The organism is Psychrobacter glacincola, assembly GCF_904846215.1.
Lineage (GTDB): Bacteria > Pseudomonadota > Gammaproteobacteria > Pseudomonadales > Moraxellaceae > Psychrobacter > Psychrobacter glacincola.
Map to the genome: position 1 here is coordinate 145,096 of NZ_CAJGZK010000004.1, position 20,037 is coordinate 165,132.

General features: G+C 44.3%; 16 protein-coding genes. 9 read left to right on the top strand and 7 right to left on the bottom strand.

Translation table 11 applies throughout. The features are described from left to right. The first annotated feature begins 20 nt into the window (after nt 1-20). The 3 genes from JMW90_RS03935 (at nt 21) to JMW90_RS03945 (ending at nt 3,423) form a co-directional block, all read left to right on the top strand. Nucleotides 21-1,229: an alpha-hydroxy acid oxidase gene (locus JMW90_RS03935; RefSeq protein ID WP_201561792.1), complete on the top strand. Its 1,209-nt coding sequence runs from the start codon at nt 21-23 to the stop codon at nt 1,227-1,229. Nucleotides 1,230-1,327: 98 nt separating this feature from the next. Further along, nucleotides 1,328-2,365 carry a rhomboid family intramembrane serine protease gene (locus JMW90_RS03940; RefSeq protein ID WP_201561793.1) on the top strand — a complete coding sequence of 346 codons (1,038 nt, stop codon included), beginning with the start codon at nt 1,328-1,330 and terminating at the stop codon, nt 2,363-2,365. Nucleotides 2,366-2,610: 245 nt separating this feature from the next. After that, nucleotides 2,611-3,423, top strand: coding sequence for a MipA/OmpV family protein (locus tag JMW90_RS03945; RefSeq protein WP_201561794.1), 813 nt, complete (start codon nt 2,611-2,613; stop codon nt 3,421-3,423). An 84-nt stretch (nt 3,424-3,507) separates the two neighbouring features. Here JMW90_RS03945 and fumC read toward each other — a convergent pair whose 3' ends face one another. Beyond that, complete coding sequence (gene fumC, locus JMW90_RS03950; RefSeq protein WP_201561795.1) at nt 3,508-4,911, bottom strand: class II fumarate hydratase; 1,404 nt, start codon at nt 4,909-4,911, stop codon at nt 3,508-3,510. A 143-nt stretch (nt 4,912-5,054) separates the two neighbouring features. Here fumC and JMW90_RS03955 point away from each other — a divergent pair, with 143 nt between their 5' ends. Further along, nucleotides 5,055-5,774, top strand: a complete 720-nt coding sequence (locus JMW90_RS03955) for a 5-formyltetrahydrofolate cyclo-ligase (protein WP_201561796.1) — start codon at nt 5,055-5,057, stop codon at nt 5,772-5,774. Then, a complete protein-coding gene (locus tag JMW90_RS03960) occupies nt 5,774-6,007 on the top strand; it encodes a hypothetical protein (protein WP_201561797.1) in 234 nt (77 codons plus the stop codon). The genes JMW90_RS03955 and JMW90_RS03960 overlap by 1 nt, the downstream gene beginning before the upstream one ends. Nucleotides 6,008-6,246: 239 nt before the next feature. Here the strand turns inward: JMW90_RS03960 and JMW90_RS03965 are convergent, their stop codons facing one another. Beyond that, complete coding sequence (locus JMW90_RS03965; protein ID WP_201561798.1) at nt 6,247-7,608, bottom strand: Na+/H+ antiporter family protein; 1,362 nt, start codon at nt 7,606-7,608, stop codon at nt 6,247-6,249. A 318-nt stretch (nt 7,609-7,926) separates the two neighbouring features. On the opposite strand from JMW90_RS03965, the gene lon reads away from it, so the two are divergent. The 3 genes from lon to JMW90_RS03980 all read left to right on the top strand — a co-directional run bounded on the left by lon (nt 7,927) and on the right by JMW90_RS03980 (nt 12,539). After that, nucleotides 7,927-10,539 carry an endopeptidase La gene (gene lon / locus JMW90_RS03970; protein ID WP_227691851.1) on the top strand — a complete coding sequence of 871 codons (2,613 nt, stop codon included), beginning with the start codon at nt 7,927-7,929 and terminating at the stop codon, nt 10,537-10,539. Nucleotides 10,540-10,691: 152 nt separating this feature from the next. Then, entirely contained in the window at nt 10,692-11,804 is a 1,113-nt protein-coding gene (locus tag JMW90_RS03975) for an META domain-containing protein (RefSeq protein WP_201561799.1), read from the top strand. 171 nt (nt 11,805-11,975) lie between these two features. Continuing rightward, nucleotides 11,976-12,539 carry a superoxide dismutase family protein gene (locus tag JMW90_RS03980; RefSeq protein ID WP_201561800.1) on the top strand — a complete coding sequence of 188 codons (564 nt, stop codon included), beginning with the start codon at nt 11,976-11,978 and terminating at the stop codon, nt 12,537-12,539. Between the two features lie 118 nt (nt 12,540-12,657). Here JMW90_RS03980 and topA read toward each other — a convergent pair whose 3' ends face one another. Then, nucleotides 12,658-15,348: a type I DNA topoisomerase gene (gene topA / locus JMW90_RS03985; protein ID WP_227691852.1), complete on the bottom strand. Its 2,691-nt coding sequence runs from the start codon at nt 15,346-15,348 to the stop codon at nt 12,658-12,660. Nucleotides 15,349-15,627: 279 nt separating this feature from the next. After that, on the bottom strand, nt 15,628-16,224 hold the full coding sequence (locus JMW90_RS03990; protein WP_201561801.1) for a hypothetical protein: 597 nt from the start codon (nt 16,222-16,224) through the stop codon (nt 15,628-15,630). Nucleotides 16,225-16,670: 446 nt separating this feature from the next. Between JMW90_RS03990 and JMW90_RS03995 the strand changes: the two genes are divergently transcribed. Further along, nucleotides 16,671-17,216, top strand: a complete 546-nt coding sequence (locus JMW90_RS03995) for a DUF2799 domain-containing protein (RefSeq protein ID WP_227691853.1) — start codon at nt 16,671-16,673, stop codon at nt 17,214-17,216. Nucleotides 17,217-17,546: 330 nt separating this feature from the next. Here JMW90_RS03995 and JMW90_RS04000 read toward each other — a convergent pair whose 3' ends face one another. The 3 genes from JMW90_RS04000 to JMW90_RS04010 form a co-directional block, all read right to left on the bottom strand. Beyond that, nucleotides 17,547-17,948, bottom strand: a complete 402-nt coding sequence (locus JMW90_RS04000) for an ExbD/TolR family protein (RefSeq protein WP_201561802.1) — start codon at nt 17,946-17,948, stop codon at nt 17,547-17,549. A 101-nt stretch (nt 17,949-18,049) separates the two neighbouring features. Next, nucleotides 18,050-18,739: a MotA/TolQ/ExbB proton channel family protein gene (locus JMW90_RS04005; protein WP_201561803.1), complete on the bottom strand. Its 690-nt coding sequence runs from the start codon at nt 18,737-18,739 to the stop codon at nt 18,050-18,052. Nucleotides 18,740-18,847: 108 nt separating this feature from the next. Further along, nucleotides 18,848-19,867, bottom strand: coding sequence for an energy transducer TonB (locus JMW90_RS04010; RefSeq protein ID WP_201561804.1), 1,020 nt, complete (start codon nt 19,865-19,867; stop codon nt 18,848-18,850). Nucleotides 19,868-20,037: the final 170 nt, after the last annotated feature.

A 20,037-nucleotide genomic window follows, 5' to 3' on the forward strand; every position in this document is an offset into this window, starting at 1 on the left:
ACGTGAGTAGCGAGAAACTTATGAAAAATTTGAGTAAAATGACTGAAATTGAAGACTTGCGGCGGGTCGCTGAGCGCAAAGTGCCACGTATGTTTTATGATTATGTCGATTCAGGCTCATGGACTGAGACCACCTATCGTAATAATGAAACTGACTTTGACCGTATCAAATTGCGACAGCGGATATTGGTCAATATGGAAGGACGCTCGCTTGCCACCGAAATGCTGGGCACGCCAGTAAAAATGCCGGTTGCGATTGCGCCAACAGGCTTTACTGGCATGATGTGGGCAGATGGAGAAATCCTCGCGGCACAGGCAGCAGAAAAGTTTGGCGTACCGTTTTCACTATCGACCATGAGTATTTGCTCTATCGAAGATGTCGCCACCCATACCAGCCAGCCGTTTTGGTTTCAGCTATATATGATGCGCGATATGGACTTTATCGCCAATTTGATTCGCCGCGCCAAAGAAGCCAATTGCTCAGCGCTTATCCTGACCGCCGACTTACAAGTACTCGGTCAACGTCATAAAGACATCAAAAACGGTCTCTCTGCGCCGCCAAAACCAACGCTTGTCAATATCTTAAATCTGATGACCAAGCCAGAATGGTGCATGAATATGCTGGGTACCCGTCGGCGCACCTTTGGTAATATCGTCGGTCACGCCAAAAACGTCGAGGATATCTCCTCTCTATCCGCATGGACAGCTGAGCAGTTCGACCCTGCGCTTAGCTGGGACGATGTCGCTCGTATCAAAGACATGTGGGGTGGCAAGCTGATTATCAAAGGCATCATGGAGCCAGAAGACGCTGTACTAGCAGCTCGTAGCGGTGCCGATGCGCTAGTGGTCTCCAATCACGGTGGACGCCAATTGGATGGTGCGCCCTCTTCCATCTCATCTCTAGCCGATATCGTACAAGCCGTGCGTGCTGAAGACAGTCAGATTGAAGTTTGGCTCGATAGTGGTATTCGTTCCGGGCAAGATGTACTCAAAGCGATGGCATTAGGAGCCAATGGCACGATGATTGGTCGCGCTTTTCTTTATGGTCTTGGCGCGTATGGCGAAGATGGTGTCCGCCGCGCGCTTGAGCTGATTTATAACGAATGTGATATCAGCATGGCGTTTTGTGGTCATACCGATATCAATGAAGTGCGCGATGATATCTTAGTCAAAGGCACCTACGAGCATCTAAAAACTGCCTTACCTTACGTAGCGCCAATGCGCTGGTAAGTGTAGACGATATAGCTGCTTAGACTGGTTGATAGCTTTCTTTATACTATGCATACCCTTTATACTGTACTGATAATTTTTATTGATAATTAGATGTTATGACCATTCAACAATTATTAAAGACAGCGCCTGTCACCACCTTGTTATTAGTCAGTTTTATCGGGCTATTTATCATGCAGGTATTAACGGGTGTCGATGCCAATAATCCCTCAACTGAAGCGCTGATAAAATGGGGTGCCAATGCCTTGCCTTTTACCATGGATAGCGAGCCGTGGCGCTTGGTGAGCAGTGCGTTTTTGCATATTGGGCTGATGCATTTATTGTTTAATGGTTTTGCCATGTATTTTTTTGGTCAAATTGCCGAGCCGATGTTTGGCTCCGCGAATTTTTTGGCGTTATTTTTACTCGCAGCAATTGGTGGCAACTTACTGAACAATTACGTCACATGGCAAGGTATTGTGGACGGGACAGGACAAGCCGGATTATCTGCAGGTGCATCAGGCGGTATCATGGGTATTGGCGCCGCGTTATTAATCGCCGCGCTGTTTAAGATATCAGTCAATGGTATGGTGCTGAATCTTAAAAGCCTGATATTTATTATGGGCATCAACTTAGTCTATGGTTTTGCGGTGCCGGGTATCGATAATGCTGGTCATATTGGCGGCGCGATTACGGGTCTTGTCATTGCACTGGCTTTTGCGATTGCTTACCGTCAACGCATGGCAGCGGTCATACAGAATATTGCCACTTACGAGAGTGATTATTTACCCCATTATCAAAGTGAGCAACAAAACGAATATCATACCACTTATATTAATACGCCAGTGAATAGCGACACTGACTTTGATAATGATGCACACTTAAATAACACTCATTTAAATCATGACAGTTTGCATAATGAGAGTCATGTGGATAATAATAGTGGTGTAAACTCAAACGTAACTGTTAATCCTATTCGCCCTACTCTTAACGAAACCCCGAATGAGAAAAGCACAGCCATTAAACCTGCGCTTATTTGGCAACTATTACCGTGGGCTGTAATGCTATTTATTGGTATTGGCTTTATGTGGTGGTGGCAAGATATTCATCAGCAATTAGTAGAAGTGCTCAGTGCCATTGAACAAAGCACTGTTTAGCCTATATCTCTTTTATATTTAACGGATTCTATAGTCAGTTCAAAATAAAAGCGATACGATTGTAATAACGTGCTATTGGCTATAATTTTTTCTTGCTTGCTGTTCGCAGGCGTGACAGAGGCTGCAAAAAATTTATAGCCAACAGCACTATATCGTTTTTAAAATGAATCGACTCTAACGTACAAAAACCCTTACGTGTTTTACTGTTTTTATCCCTTTATTTTACCCACTTATGAGAGCAAATTATGTCTACATCATCAGCGCTATCACCGACTTTTACACGCGTTTTGCTTAGCACGTTGACGGCGACTGCTATGCTTGGCGCAGCTAGCCTATCCAGTGCAGCACTCTTCAACAAAAATTTACCGACTGATCCTGATGCCGAGCTAAGCGTTGGCGTCAACGTCATGGCGGTCAACTCTGCTTATGATTTGGAAGACAGCACCGAGATAAAGGTATTGCCAGGGGTGTTTTATGACAACAATAGAGTCTATGCACGCGGTGCCCAAGCGGGCGCTTATCTGATTAATGATGGTGCTAATCAGCTGTCTGTTTATGCGCAGCTTGCTGGTAATTCATTTGAGCCTGATGACGCCACTGGCGCACTAAAAGGACTTGATGAGCGTAAAGCCTCTGCTGCTGCAGGCTTAAGCTATACGCGTATTACACCAGTTGGTGGCTTTCGTGCCCAATATGCGACCGATGTTTTAGATCGTAGCGGCGGTAACATTGCTCGCTTGAGCTACCTTGGTAAAATCAGCAAAAACAAGCTCACCGTCTATCCAAGCGTGGGCTTTGAGTATAGTGATGCTGACTACAATCAATACTACTACGGTGTGAGCGATACAGAATCAGTGAAGACGGGCATTGCTGCTTATACTGCCAACTCAAGCTTGAACCCCTATATCAATGTTAGTGCCAACTATGATTTTAATGAGCGCTTTGCAGGCTTTGCCAACCAGAGCGTAAGCTATCTAGCCAATGAGCAATATGACAGTCCAATGGTTGACTCACGTACTGAGGCAACGACGACGCTTGGGTTGTTGTATAAGTTTTAATTAGGTTTAAATTATTATAAAAAAAGACCTTGTCACATGAAATGACAAGGTCTTTTTTATTATTCTAAGAAAGTATTAAATAGCTTACTTAGGATTTACCATATCAGCAGGAATAACCCACTCATCGAACTGAGCTTCAGTTAACAGCTCCAATTCAACGGCAACTTGCTTCAAGGTTTTGTTTTCTTTATAAGCCGTCTTAGCGATTTTGGCAGCGTTTTCATAACCAACATGACGGTTCAATGCCGTTACTAGCATTAATGAGTTGTGCAAAAAGTCATCGATTTTGTCTTTTACTGGCTCGATGCCAACGGCACAGTTTTCGTTAAAGCTATTACACGCATCGCCAAGTAGCTTGATAGATTGCAATAAGTTAAAGGCGATTACTGGCTTGTAGACGTTTAGCTCAAAGTTACCTGACGCGCCAGCCATGCTGATAGTAACATCGTTACCCATGACTTGCGCCACAACCATCGTCATTGCTTCTGACTGGGTTGGGTTCACTTTACCCGGCATGATAGAAGAGCCTGGCTCGTTCTCTGGAATCGTCAATTCGCCCAAACCACAACGAGGACCTGATGCCAACCAACGTACGTCGTTAGCGATTTTATTCAAGCTCGCTGCTAGCGTTTTTAGTGCGCCTGAGGCAAATACTTCGGCATCACGAGCCGCTAGTGCTTCAAATTTATTCGGTGACGTCACAAATGGCAGACCAGATAATGTCGCCAATTGCTCAGCTGATTTTACCGCATAATCAGGATGGGCGTTTAGACCCGTACCAACTGCCGTACCGCCTAGTGGCAATTCATATAAGCCTTGTAGCGCATTATCAATACGTACCAGTGAATGATCAAGTTGGCTAACATAACCGCTAAACTCTTGGCCTAATGTCAAAGGCGTGGCGTCTTGCAAATGCGTACGACCGATTTTAACAATGCTATCGAATTCTTTCGCTTTCGCATCTAGCGTATCACGTAGCGCTTTTACCGCTGGAATCAATAAACCATTGATTTCACGCGCTGCTGCCACACGAATCGCGGTTGGGAAGCTGTCATTGGTAGACTGAGCATGGTTGACATGGTCATTTGGGTGAATTGGCATATAGCTGCCGCGCGCGTTCCCTGCGATTTCATTGGCACGATTGGCAAGCACTTCGTTCATATTCATATTTGACTGGGTGCCAGAACCTGTCTGCCAAACGACCAATGGGAACTGATCGGTTAAACCACCATTGATGACTTCATCAGCTGCTTGGACGATTAAATCACGCTTATCATCTTCAATACGCTCAAGGCTGGCATTGGTAATCGCAGCGGCTTTTTTGACCAGTGCCATTGCTTCAATCATTGGACGAGGCAAGGTCTCGCCACCGATTTTAAAGTTTTCGCGGCTACGCTGGGTTTGCGCGCCCCAATAAGCGTCAGCTGGGACTTCTACATTGCCCATGGTGTCTTTTTCGGTACGAGTTGCCTGATTCTGTGTTGACATAACTACCCTCTTTGATGGTTTGGTAATGAATGGTTTGTCATAAAAAGTGCAACAGCTGCTGCACACAAAGAAAAATACGCTGTAAAGTGGCGTTATGATAGCATGACTTATCACAAATTTCTCCACGTCCGTGAGGGTAACTGATGTCTAAGAGCACCAGCCAACAACAATCTGCTACTTCATTATCTGATTCGCTACCTGAGTTATCTACCGTGAGCAGTCGAGCTACTAATAACATGCAAATAGCTGATACCATTAGCAATCCGCCCAGACGCCATTTCACTCGCCAGCGTCGTCAGTTAAATGAAAGCAAACGTAGGCAGCTTGCCAATTACGCAAGCTTACATTTAACCAAGCTACGGCAGCTTTTACCATCGCGAGCACGCATCGGCTTATATTATGATGGCTTTGGCGAGCTGCCTACTCAGCCACTATTAGAGTGGTGTCAACGGCTGAATTATCAGCCGTATTTGCCGGTGGTCGGCTCATTCGATCGTACTAGGAATGGCTTTGAAGATAAACGATTGCGCTTTGTGCCTATTTATCATGGTAAATTATTAAATGTACCGACACGCATTCATAGCTTAGGCATGAAGCAAAACCATCATCGCAGATTGCTATGGGCACGCGAGCTAGACGTCATTATCTGTCCATTGGTCGCGGTCGATTTGAACGGCAATCGTATGGGCATGGGTGGCGGCTTTTATGATACGACGCTTGGCAAAAATTATCGGGCAGGCGTAAAAAAACCGTTAAAAATTGGCTGGTGCTATGACTTTCAAGTGGTAGACCAGCTAGCGCGGCAACCGTGGGATGTGCCGCTTGATGGTTTGATTACGCCAAGTGGCTTGAGGTGGTTTTGATGAAAAGTGATAAAAAATCTATCGGCGCTAACTCTAGCGCAGAGCATGTCGAACAGCATTTGCACGAGTTAGAAAAAGCGGATTACGAGATATTGTATTATAGTCAAGAGCAGACTTTTAGCGCTGTAGAGTTGGCAAGAGTTATTAATGAGTCGCGCTTAAATGAGCTGCTGGCGCAAAGTGATGAGTTTTTGGATGGTTTGAGTGGTGAGATTGAGGATTTTGATGAGTAGTACTAAGGAAAGCATAAATTACATCCTCATATAGTTAAAATATCTCAAAAACGCTATAGTGCTGCTGGTATAAATTTTTTTAGCCTCTGTCTGCGTAGGCACAGCAAGCAAGAAAAATTAATATCAGCAGTAGCTGATGTATTGATACTGCTTTTCCCTGACTATAAAAAATCAAAAAGGCGAATGATTATGAAATCACTCGCCTTTTTTATATCGATATTAAAAGTTTATATTGTTAATTAAAGCACCATCGCCGATATCCAACCAAACACCAATAACGGAATATTGTAATGGATAAAGGTTGGCACCACGCTGTCTTTGATATGGTCATGCTGCCCGTCAACGTTAAGACCAGAAGTAGGTCCAAGGGTTGAATCTGACGCTGGAGAACCGGCATCACCAAGCGCGCCTGCTGTACCGATAATAGCCACTGTCGCGAGGGGCGAAAAGCCTAGCGAAATACACAGCGGCACATAAATCGCCGCCAAAATAGGAATGGTCGAGAATGACGAACCAATACCCATGGTCACGATTAAACCCATCAATAACATAATAAATGCTGCCATTGCTTTATTACCGCCAAATAAAGCGGCTGCCCCATCAACCAATGGCTGAATCTGCTCAGTCGCTTTCATGACTTCAGCAAACCCTTGCGCGGTAATCATAATAAAGCCAATCATCGCCATCAGCTTGATACCGTCATTAAAGACCGTATCCGCTTCACGCCACTTAACGACGCCTGTCGCCATAAAGATGCCAAAGCCAAACATCGAGCCAAGCAACAGTGAGTCGGTATAAAGCTGCACCACAAAGGCGGTGACAATCGCCGCAATCGCAACCAGCGTCTTCATCTTACTTTGTGTCTGCGCAGTAGCTGCAGTTTTGCTTAGCGCGTCACCTTCTAACACTTCATCATGCGCAGCTTTATCAATGGCTAATTGGGCATAATGACGCGGTTTACGATAACTGATAAATACCGCTGTCAATAGACCAACGAGCATCCCCAAGGCTGGAATTGCCATGGCTTTGGTGACTGAGATGTTACTGATATCAATACCGGCTTCACCAACGTTTTTAAGCATGATTTGATTGAGATAAATATCGCCAAACCCATAAGGAATAAACATATAAGTCGTGACAAGTCCAAAGGTAATCAAACAAGCAATCAGGCGTCTATCAATATGCATGCGGTTAAATGCTAATAATAGCGGCGGTACAAGCAGTGGAATAAAGGCAATATGAATCGGGATTAAGTTTTGGCTAAAGCAGCTCATAGCGACCAAGCCTGCAAACAGCATGTATTTAATCATGCCACTAGTACCACCGGCATCAATACGTTTGATGACCGCACCTGCTAAGGATTGTGGCAATCCAGAATGGGCGATTGCCACTGCAAACGCACCCAGCAATGCATAAGACAACGCAATTTGCGCGCCGTTTCGGATACCTTCTTGAAAGGCTTCTAACGTATCGGTGACACCCAGTCCTGCGATCAATCCACCTGCCATCGCACCGATCAATAGGCTTAGCACCACGTGTACTCGCGCCAAAGACAATCCTAGCATGATGACTACCGCCAGTAGCACCGCATTGATGGTCATATTTTCGCCCCTTGCCCTATGTTCTTTAACTGGTTATCGACCCATTTTGACGTGCTGCCAATTTACTTATATCGCACAAGTCTTTTAATCCACACAGCCATTATTTAGACCGAGCAGTTAAGACGCGCGCCATTTTACCTGATTTTACCCATAAAACCCACGCGCAGAGCTTAACAGACATAAGAGAAAAGACAAATAAAGGCGCAATATTCTCTCTACTGTTAATGATAGAGCCTTGCAATTTTATATAGCAGCACCATTTATCTAAACATGAACCACTAACTTGACTTTACAAGTCTGGTGAACGAGGAAGAATATATGAGTGTACATAAAATTGATAAAGACAATATCGACATCGATGTCGACGTATCACCTAACGTTGCTGATGCCAATGAGCAACAGAGTGAGCTAGAAAACGAGCTAAAAACCTCGTCTGACAATTCGGTAGAAAACGAGTCAGCGTCTGATAATGCTCAAGAAGATGGCTCCGCTAAAGATAGTCAAGAAGATGCTGTTGAAGACTATCTGCCGTTATTGGCACTGCGCGATGTTGTCGTCTATCCACATATGCAGATTGCCTTGTTTGTCGGTCGCGCGCCATCGGTCAAAGCAGTTGAATTGGCGCAAGCTGAGTACGGCAATAAAGTTTTGGTTGTGGCGCAAAAAGACTCGCTCACCGAAGACATTGATCACGATAACTTATATCAATATGGTACGGTGTGCCGCATCGTCAGCACCATGCCACATGATAGTGATGAAAACTGCATCAAAGTATTAATCGAAGGTCAATATCGCGCTCGTGTTGATTCGATAGAGAGTCATGATGACTTATTGATGGCAAGCTTTGAGCGTGCAGACCTTGATGTCAGCATGGATGAGAGCCAACAGAAAAACACCATACAAGCTTTGACCACGCTGTTTGAAAGCTATGCCGATGCACGTCTGCGCAATGCGCGTGAGCTAACGCGCGTGGCAAAGCGTATCGACGATTTGCTTGAGCTGGTCTACTTTATCTCAACTCGTGTGTCGATGGATCTTGATATCAAACAGTCATTTTTAGAGCAAAATGATATCAAAACCCATATCAACACTTTGACTGAATATCTCGTTAAGCAAAGTGCTGAGCAAAACATCGAACAAGATATCCAAGAAGCTGTCCGTCAGCAAATGGAAGACAATCAGCGCGAATACTTCTTAAACGAGAAGATGAAAGCCATTAAGAATGAGCTGTCAGATATGAATGACGGTGCGTTCGATGGTGAAGACGACGTGGCTGAGCTTGAACAACGTCTTGATGAAGCCGATTTGCCAGAAGATGTGCGCAAAAAAGCTGAGCAAGAGATGAAAAAGCTCAAAATGATGCCGCCCGCATCGAGTGAATCTTCAGTCGTTCGCAACTATATTGAATGGATTTTGGACACGCCGTGGAATGCGACGACCAAAGTTTCTATCAATTTAGACAAAGCTAAAACCGTCTTAGACGAAGACCATTATGGCTTGCAAGATGTAAAAGACCGCATCTTAGAATACCTCGCCGTGCAGTCTCGCGTGAAAAAACTTCGTGGTCCTATTCTTTGCTTAGTTGGTCCTCCGGGTGTTGGTAAAACCTCATTGGGTGAGTCAATCGCTCGTGCAACGGGTCGCAAGTTTGTACGTATGGCGCTTGGCGGCGTACGTGATGAAGCGGAGATTCGGGGTCATCGCCGTACGTATATCGGCGCGATGCCAGGTAAAATCGTTCAGTCACTAGCCAAAGTTGAAGTCAAAAACCCGCTATTCTTATTGGATGAAATCGATAAGATGGCACAAGATTTCCGCGGTGATCCAGCGTCAGCGTTACTTGAAGTATTAGATCCCTCACAGAACGATACTTTTAATGACCATTATTTAGATATGGACTTGGACTTATCGCAAGTGATGTTTATCTGTACGGCCAACAGTATGGATATTCCAGCTGCGCTACTTGACCGCATGGAAGTGATTCGTCTACCGGGTTATACCGAAGCAGAAAAAGTGAATATCGCGCAGAAGTACCTCGTGCCAAAAGCCATTAAAAATAACGGTCTTAAAGAAGGCGAGATTGAAATTGTTGAAGCGGCATTGCATAGCATCGTGCGTAGCTATACGCGTGAAGCCGGTGTGCGTAATCTTGAGCGTGAAGTGAATAAAATTTGCCGCAAAGTCGTTCGCGGTTCGGTCGAAACGCATGGTGCCCGCGCTCCGAAAAAAGCAGAGCGTCAACTGGTCGTGGTCGATGACAAAAACATCGATGACTATCTAGGTGTCCATCAATATGATTATGGTCTGGCTGAAGAAGAGCCTGAGATTGGTCGTATTACTGGTCTTGCTTGGACACAAGTCGGTGGCGAGCTACTCACTATCGAAGCCGTCGCCATGAAAGGCAAAGGCGAGCTTATCTTTACCGGCTCACTCGGCGATGTGATGAAAGAGTCGATTCGTGCAGCGATGAGTGTGGTACGTGCTCGCGGTGACAGCTTAGGGATTGACTACGAAACCTTTAAAACGACTGACGTCCACGTCCATATGCCAGAAGGCGCGACACCAAAAGATGGCCCATCTGCTGGTGGTGCACTGACCACAGCGCTGGTATCTGCCTTAACTGGTATCGCCATTCGTCCAGATATTGCCATGACAGGTGAGATTACCCTGCGTGGTAAAATCCTACGTATCGGTGGTCTTAAAGAGAAGCTACTCGCAGCGCATCGCGGTGGTATCAAGTATGTCTTGATTCCAGATACCAACGAGCGTGACTTGGCGGATATCCCTGATAACGTCAAAGAAGGCTTAACCATTCAGCCAGTGGCTACGATTGACGAGATATTAAAAGTGGCCTTGGTCAGTATGCCAACACCGATTAAACCTGCAAAGGTAACGGTCGATAAAACCAAAGGCAAAGCACTGCATAATTAATTGAACCTTCAGTAATTTAGTCTTGTTAATTTAACCCTAGCAATTAAAAAGCCGCTTACAGTAATGTAGGCGGCTTTTTTTGGTAATAATAAACAACAATCTTCTTAAAATCCCATGCTATATTTTAGACAAATGTTTATTTGGTAACAATCATGACTTTAAACCGCCTGATTTTAAACCGCTTAACTTTATCCTTATTGTTCGCTATCTCGTTTCCCTTAGTAGGCTGTCAGTCTACTTCTGCTTTAAATCCGCAGCAGATCAATACTATCAGCACCCCTACTATTGATGATAAATCGAAACCTATTGATAAGCTGCTAATACCAGAATCACAAGTTATGCAATGGTCAGCTCATTATGACTGGCAATTAGCACAAGTGATCAATCAAAACGGTAATATCGTCGATATCGCAAACTTTACGCCTATTACCTTACAAGTAGCACCCAGTTCCATCAGCTTTTATCAAGGCTGTGAGCATTATAGGATGGATTTTCATTCGATGTCAGCCCCACCTTATCCCTATTATTCTCACTTTGCCAAAGTTCCATCTACTTGTAACGATGAGCCTGATAATGATACTGAGATTAAAGAGGATAAAAGCATTCAATCGTTATTTCCCAAGCACATCGCTGTCAAACTTAATTTTGAGTTATTACCAACTTCAAATCCAACATCAGAGACAGTATCAATGGATACACAATCTCCCCCTAAACGCTTGGCGCTTAATATCGAAAATGGCAATCGCTTCATTTTTACCGGTTTAACCAAGCCACTAGTCGCTCCCACTGGATTGCCCATTACTAACAATTTATTGGAACAATACGATTGGCAACTGGTCAGCGCCGTCAGTAATACTCGTCATGAAAAAGGTCAATTCACTAGAAAATCTTTAGGCAACTTTTATCATCCTGACCATCCTATTTCAGCGAGCTTTGAGAGTTGGTCTGACAATCAGTACGCCTCCTTTAGCTCAGGCTGTAATAGCTCGCGCGCGCCTTATTTTTTACTCAATGATAATATCTTAAACGTTGGTGTCATAATCAGTACAGTAATGGGCTGCGGCGAAACAGGCAATCGCATTGAGACGGCTCTATTTAAGTTAATGCAAGATAGCAGCAGTAAGCTAACTCTAAGCTTGCAACCTCCAGAACAAGTATCGACCTCATCAAAAAACCAAACTGATTTCCCAAGCTACAACCTATTGCAAACGATGGCATCAGGCGAGACTTTAGTGTGGCAAAACGAAGCCAAGAAAACACCGTAAATAAATTTCGACGCCATCAGTAACTTACATTTATTAACCGATTGTTGCGCATTTGATGAATAGTTATATCAAATCCTTGGCTATACTGATTACGGTATTAAGTAATATTTGAATATTTTAACTAAAATTATAGAAATTTATCATAACGATTAAATATAAATGGAGATAATAATGAATAAGACAATGCTTGTAAGTGCACTGGTATGTGGTTCTGCTTTAGCAATGACGGGCTGCCAAACGCAAACGGTAGAAGGTCAGATGCAAACAGGGAATCCTTTAAACCAACCTGTTTTGAAGTCGACCATTCATGCTGTTACTGGTGATAAAAACGAAGTCGGTCAAATGTTTTTGCGTCCCGTTGATGGCGGTGTACAAGTATACGGTAAGCTGATGAACTTGCAGCCGGGTCAGACCGTGTCGCTACACATCCATGAAACAGGCAGCTGTGGCAATATGGGTAAAGCAGCCGGTGGACATTTTAATCCAGATAACAAACCACACTCTAATCCTGACGATATGAATGGTCATGCAGGCGATTTACCTAATCTGACGGCTAATGCGGATGGCATCGCCACTATAAACTATGTCAATAAGAAAATCTCTGCCGCTGATGCCGGTAAATACAGCGTCAATCGTCTAGCCTTTATCGTGCATAACGGTGTTGATGATTACACCAGTCAGCCAGCGGGTAACGCAGGTGATCGCGTCGCTTGTGGTATCATCGAAAAAAGATAATCCATAATCCATAATCCATAATTACAGCTTCGATTTTAAGCCATAAAAAAACCTCCTAGATAATCTGGGAGGTTTTTTATTGACTTAATACTATTTACGGCTTAAAGGTAAAAGAGACTTACTCCTCTACCCATTCGCCTTTACGCCAGTAAACGCCCCAACGTGTGGCCTTGCCGTTTTTCTCAGAGCCAATATACTGCTCTTTTTTCTTACGTGACCAGCGCAGAATCGTCGGATTACCATCTGGATCCTCATCTGGTCCTTCAAACAGATACTGGAACTTGTCTTCCATCTTATCTTTAATCTCTCGCAGCTCAGCAAGTTTTGGTGGACGTGTTTCGCGCACTTTTGGAAACTTGGATGCTGCTAAGAACATACCAGCTGCCCCTTCACGTAAGATAAAATAATCCTCATGCTTAACAGATTTTAGCTCCGGCAGATGAATAGGATCCATACGCGGCGGTGCTGCTTCGCCCGTTTTGAGCACTTTACGCGTGTTATCGCATTGCTGACAAGCAAAGTAAGGACCAAAGCGTCCGGTCTTTAGCTCCATCTGCCCATCGCACTTATTACAATCAATGGTTGGCGAATCAGAACCAGGTACTTCGAACTTACCCTCTTCTAAAATATAACCATCACAATCAGGATTGTTACCACACACATGCAGCTTCAGACCGCCATCGACGATATAACCATTCATTGCCGTGCCGCATTTCGGACAACGCTTTTTCTCCATCAAATCTCGGACTTCTGCCGCTTCATCAGCGGCATCGCTTTCATCAAGATTGGCAAAAGCTTCGACTGGCATTAAGTTCTTGGTGCCTTTACAGCGCTCTTTCGGCGGTAAGTTGTAGCCTGTACAACCTAAGAAGACACCCGTTGAGCCAGTACGCAGCTGCATTGGACGACCACAAATATCACAATGGACATCTGGTACATCGGTCGGATCATTCGGACGCATGCCATCTTTTTCTTTAGCACGATCAAGGGTCGTCTTAAAATCCCCATAGAAATTATCGAGGACATCTTTCCAGTCGGTATCGCCTTCTGCCACATGGTCAAGCTTGTCCTCTAACGCGGCAGTAAAGGTATAATCCATTAAATCCGGGAAACTTGCCGTCAATCTGTCGGTGACGATATCACCCATTTTCTCAGCAAATAAACGTTTGTTTTCAAGCTTCACATAACCACGATCTTGAATGGTCGAGATGATAGAAGCATAGGTAGACGGACGACCGATGCCTTTTTTCTCAAGCTCTTTGACCAAGCTTGCCTCAGTAAAACGCGGTGGTGGCTTAGTAAAATGCTGACTGGGATCAAGCTTATCTACTACTAATTTATCGCCTTTTTTGACATCCGGTAATAAGGTATCGTCGGTCTTGGCGGGTGGCATGACTTTGGTATAGCCATCAAATACTAGCGTACGACCACGGGCTTTTAGCTCGACATCATCTGCAGCCACGAATAAATTTACTGACAAATATTTTGCTGGTAGCATCTGACAGGCGACAAACTGACGCCAAATCAGCTCATACAGACGTATCGCATCACGCTCAACAGCTTTAAGCTGAGTTGATTTCATATTGACGTTAGACGGACGAATAGCTTCATGCGCCTCTTGTGCGCCTTGTTTATTACCATAAAAAGTTGGCTTTTCTGGTACGTACTTCGCACCATAGCTGTCTTCGATATAGCCACGTACAGCAGCGAGCGCGTCGCCTGATAAAAAGGTCGAGTCGGTACGCATATACGTGATATGACCCGCTTCATAAAGACGCTGCGCCAAAATCATGGTTTTTTTAACTGAAAATCCCAATCGAGTGCTTGCCGCTTGTTGCAAGGTCGAGGTAATAAATGGCGCGCTTGGACGTGACTGTGTTGGCTTTTCTTCGCGTTCTTTAACAATAAAGTCGTTTGAATTAAGAACTTCTAGAACTTTATCCGTCTGCTCTTTATTAACTAGCTTTAGCGTTTTTCCGCCTTGTTTGGTGGCTTCTAAACGAATCGCCATTTGCTCAGCGTCTACCGCTTTTTTGGCTTCGCTATCAGCAATATGGGTATCGGCATGAATCTGCCAGTATTCTTCTGGAATAAAGGCGCGAATTTCATGTTCACGCTCAACGACTAAACGCATGGCAACTGACTGCACACGTCCAGCCGATAGTCCGCGAGCCACTTTTTGCCAAAGCAGCGGCGACACCATAAAGCCAACCACACGGTCTAAAAAGCGCCTTGCTTGCTGGGCATTAACGCGATCGATATCGAGTTTTGAGGGTTGTTTAAAGGCACTTTGAATGGCGGACTTAGTAATCTCGTTAAAGACCACACGCTCATACTTGCTGTCAGCGCCGCCGATCACTTCTTTGAGATGCCAAGCAATCGCTTCCCCTTCTCTATCCATATCCGTTGCGAGATAGATTTTGTCAGCGTCTTTGGCTAAGGCTTTTAGCTCTTTGATAACCTTGGTTTTATTGGGCAAGACTTCATAAACTGCCGCCCAATCATGCTCAGGATCAACACCCATGCGCCGTACCAATGCTTGCTGGGTCTTTTCTTCTTTGGTCAGGCTATCATCTTTTTTGGTCGTTGCTGGTTTCTTTGCGCTTTTGCTTGCACCAACTGGCAAGTCTCGGATATGACCGATACTTGAGCGCACGATAAAATCATCACCCAAGTATTTGTTGATGGTTTTTGCTTTAGCAGGTGATTCTACAATCACCAAAGATTTGCCCTTTGGACTGGCTTTTGGGCTGCCTTTGGGTTTGTCAGCAGCGGGGGCTGCGCTTTTTTTAGTTGTGGGTTTTGTCATAGGTGACGACACCATAATAAGTAAATTAAAATAAAAATCGTCTAGCAGCGTGCCCTTTATAGGTTTGATTATAAGAGCGTGGCAAATTATTGTAGTAATAGCTGCTAGTAAAATTGGTTATAAAACAAACGATAACCATAACGAAAGGTTTCAGTTATAAAGACGTTACACTGCTAAGGCTTAAACTGTCAACTGAAAATGACTAAGCGTCTGTCAAAAGCACTTGCATATCATCCGTTTATGGAGACGAAAAAACAATTTGCTACCTTGCACCGATTTTTATAGGGTCTTTTGCATCTGTAGCGCCCACTCTTCAAGCTTTTCTTTAAGTACCAGCAAATCGCTCTCAATCAATTTTTGCTGATAGGTAGGATTGGTCGCAGGGCGCACATAGGCGATATCTTCCCAATAAATCACAATGCTATTCGCCTTCGTCAATAAGCCCTTTACATGGGGCTCGATACTGACTGGCAAATCTAGTGCTACCTTATCCAAACTAAAATCGGTCTTCTTAACCGTCGTATGAGCATGGCTTTGACTAGGCCGAATGGCCGTTGGCACGATAAGCTTATTATCATCTGTAGTGATATCGACAAAATTGCTATCTGGGCGCCATTGTCCATCAATCACTTGATAGCGTGTATATGGCAGCTGCGTATCATCTAGCACTAAGCAATATTGTCCCATCATGCCGCGACCATATTCGTTGTCTTTACCCTTTATCCAGTCAGGGCAACCAATGAGCTTTGGATTGAGCTGTAAGCGGCGCGCAGTCATGCGCAGCTTATCCAAACGCTGATCAATACCGTTAGGTTTGAGCGCCATCATACTCCCTAATACGAATAGTACAATGGCGATCGCAATCCACATTCCCATGACAATCTGACCTTTTTGCTAAAATAAAACGGTGCCAGGCGTACATAAAAGCCGCTATTTTTTATAGGATCGACCTTTATATGAGTGCTTAACGTTATGAGTACTTAGTATTATGATTACTTAGTATTATGAGTACTTAATATACAGCTACTTATAATGCGCACGAACTACCAAAAATCAAGCTTAGCCAATTAATTAATCAGGTATTGGTAGCTTATTGAACTTTCATCAATCGTTTATGAATAATTTGCTAAGCATTTATTAATAGCTACTTTATTGATAAATGCTTGATGAACAATCGCATCTTCTGTAAAAGAAACTACTATTTATAATGCTATATCAAATACTTAATAGCATAAACAAGTGATGCGATAACAAGATACAAAAAGTCGAGCCTATAAGAGGTGCTATGATAAACCATAATTTTAAACGCGCGCAGGTTTATTATGAATAATCTTATTGAGCGAAACTCATCGAGTGCTAATTTTATTCAAAAATCGGGCACTCCAATCATGAGTAAGTCTAGCGTTGTCACCCTGATGGGCATCGCCTTACTTACCTTGGCGGGCTGTGCCACCACCCAAAGCCTAACGCCGCAGCAGTGTCAAAGCAGCAACTGGCAAGAAGTGGGCTATGCTGACGGCATCAATGGACGCTCAGGGGATTATTTTGGCCATTATACCAACCGCTGTGCAAGCGTTGACGGTACTATGCCAAACCGTATCCAGTGGGAGCAAGGTCGCCAGCTGGGGCTTAAAAACTACTGTACCGAGCTGAATGCTTATAAGCGTGGGCGCGAGGGTTATGACTGGCAGCCCGTCTGTCCACTTGAGGGTATCGAAAAGTTAGAGGAAGCTTATGCACAAGGAAGCTACTACTATATCCGCCAGCGCGACCTTGATTACTTGCGTTCGCCCTATCCATTTGGTTATGGTCCTAGACGCTTCGGCTATGGTGGCTTCGGCTACCGTCCATTTGGCTATGGATGGTAGAGATTCTATATAAAGCCCTGCTTGGGTTAATTTTTATTGCTTGCTGTAGCTAGCCGACAGAGGCTGCGAATAATTAACCCCAGCAGGGCTGTGCTCTTTTGAAAGCGGATCAACCATCGATATACAGTGTATCAACCATGTATATCGATGGCTTTATTTTAAAAGAGCATAATAGAATAAAGGAAGCCTCACAAAGTTACCCATGCGAGGCCGGAGAGAAAATTTATTATTTCATTTATTTTTCTTATTGTCTTGGCAATATTTTTGCTGATAGCGGCGTTAATTTATATAGGTAGCTTGCTACTATAGTTGGCTTATTCGTATGAGAGTTTATTCATTCACAAAAGCTATTTTAGTCAATCCTGCTTGACTGGCGGCCGCCAACACTTGCGCAACCGTATCATATTTACTGTCTTTATCCGCACGTAGCTGGACGGAAGGGTCTTTGCCAGAGGCGCTTTGCTGCTGCAAGCGCACTTCTAACTCTTCCATACTAACGGGGTCACTGTCCCAAAATATACCGGCATCTTTATCAATACTGATCTGAATCGCCTCTGGCGGAATTTCATTTAGCGTCGCACTGGTCTTTGGCAAATCCAATGGCACCGCTGGATTCAGTACGCTCGCCGTCAACAAAAATATAATCATCAATACCAGCATGATATCGATCAGCGGAATGAGGTTCATCTCATTCATGCTCTGACTATCATCGTCACCCAATTGAAACGCCATAATGTTCTCAATATATTTTTTATAATCATTGCAGCTATTGCTTTCTAGCTTATCTGTCGCTCTACTTTCTCTTAACTGACAAACCTATCAATAAATAGCAGTTAAGGCTGTGATGACGCTGATTTATGATAAGGTTCTGTTTGTTGAGTGACTTGTGTCTCTGCGTGAATGGCTTTTATCAACTGAGTTTGAGTCACGGTAGATTCATTACTTATTGATGGCTGCTGTATGGCTGCTGGCTTAGCAGATTGCGCCAGTAAATCATGGGCGCGATCGTTGGCATGGTACATGACGCTACGATTAATACGTACGGCAAGATTATAGAACACCACCGCTGGAATCGCCACGGCTATCCCTAAACCGGTCATGATAAGCGCCTCACCTACCGGTCCTGCTACCTGCCCAAGTCCCGCTTGTCCGCTCATACCAATATTCCGTAGGGCATGAAAAATCCCCCATACCGTCCCAAACAGACCAATAAAGGGCGCAATCGCGGCCGTCGTACCAAGGATAGGTAAGCCACGCTCGCTAGCAAAACGGTAACGACCAATGTGCTTTAGCAAGGTTTGCTCAGTAATCAAACGCCGCGTCGCCGCATCTGCCACGCTTAAATCCGAGCGCTTTTCCTGTATCTGCTGGCTCAAATCATCGGCAACAGTCGTCACCAATTTTCGGCTTTGTAGCACACGAATGATGCCCGTGACCCAAGAGACGATAGACAAAAAGAGCAGTAAAAAAAACAAGGCTCTGGTCACTGTATCGCTATATTGCCAGTAAGTTGTAAAGTCCATGTCAGACTCCTTATGTTATTGCATGACGTGCCAATTTGTTAGGTATGTCGATCGTAGTCTTGATATGAGGGTAAAGCTGATATCTTGCAGCGTATAGTAGCAGCTTCTTTATGGCACGATATAAGTAACAGGTAACGTGACATTACCAATAACTGGAACACCGTTTTTTATAAAGGGTTTAAATTTACCAGAACGGACTTGTCGAGTCGCGTCTTTATCTAAGGCCGCATTTCCAGAAGATTGAGCGATACGCACGCTATCAATGCCCCCCTGTTTGTTAACTCTCAGTACCAACACTACGTTGAGCGTATCACCTGAATTCGCTTGTCGTGCGACACGCTCAGGGAAACTGAAATTCGGAGCTGATACCCAGTTTGCCGAGCTGGCGGTAAAGTTGACAGGCTCATTACTTGCAGCAGCGGCTGCTTGGATGGGCTTTTCTGCTTGCTGAGCCGCTCTTACTGCTGCTTTTTGAGCTGCGTCATTTGCCGCTTCGGCATTCGCTTTAGCTTGTGCATCTCGAGCGGCTTTGGCATTTGCTACTCTTTGTGCCTCTTGAGCCTGCGCCTGTTGCATCTGTGCTTCTTGCGCCGCTTTTTCCGCTTGCGCTGCTACGAGTCGACGTAGTTCAGCTTGCTGATTATTAACTTTTTGGTTATTAACACGCGGCTCAGATAGGGCTTTATCAATAGTGGGATGCGGCTCTTCTTGCTGAATCTGTTTTTTTGGCGGCTTTTGTTGAGTAATAGATGGTGTCTTTTCTTTTTTAACTATCGGTTCAATATCAAGCTTCTTATCCGGTACCACTGGTTGTTTTGCGGTCTCTGCGAACGGTTTTGGTTTTGCTATAGTTTGAGGTTTTGGCACTGATGCCTTTTTCTCTATCACAATTTCAGTGGCTTCTTTTTCAACAGCTTTGGCAACCTTAACGTTCTCTTTAGGTAACGCAGTAGCTAATGACACCATCTCTATCTTTATAGGTGGCGTCTGTTTTGGCGGCGCGACTTTGGGTGTAGACGGTTTCATTGCCACCAGTGCCACTGCCGTGAGTATATGAATGCCTATCACTACTAATATAGCTATCAGTATTGATGTAAGTGGTGGCGCATCTAAATCCGTTGAACTCATAATACTCTAACATTTAACCGTCATAGAATAGTGGTGATAATAATGCAAACGATAACTATTATCAATAGTAAATGTCTAATATTTCGGTAGTATTCGTTAATTTTTTAATTTAGATCTAGGTCATTATATGGGTTTATTATAACCCAGTTTATTTCAAAAACGATACAGTG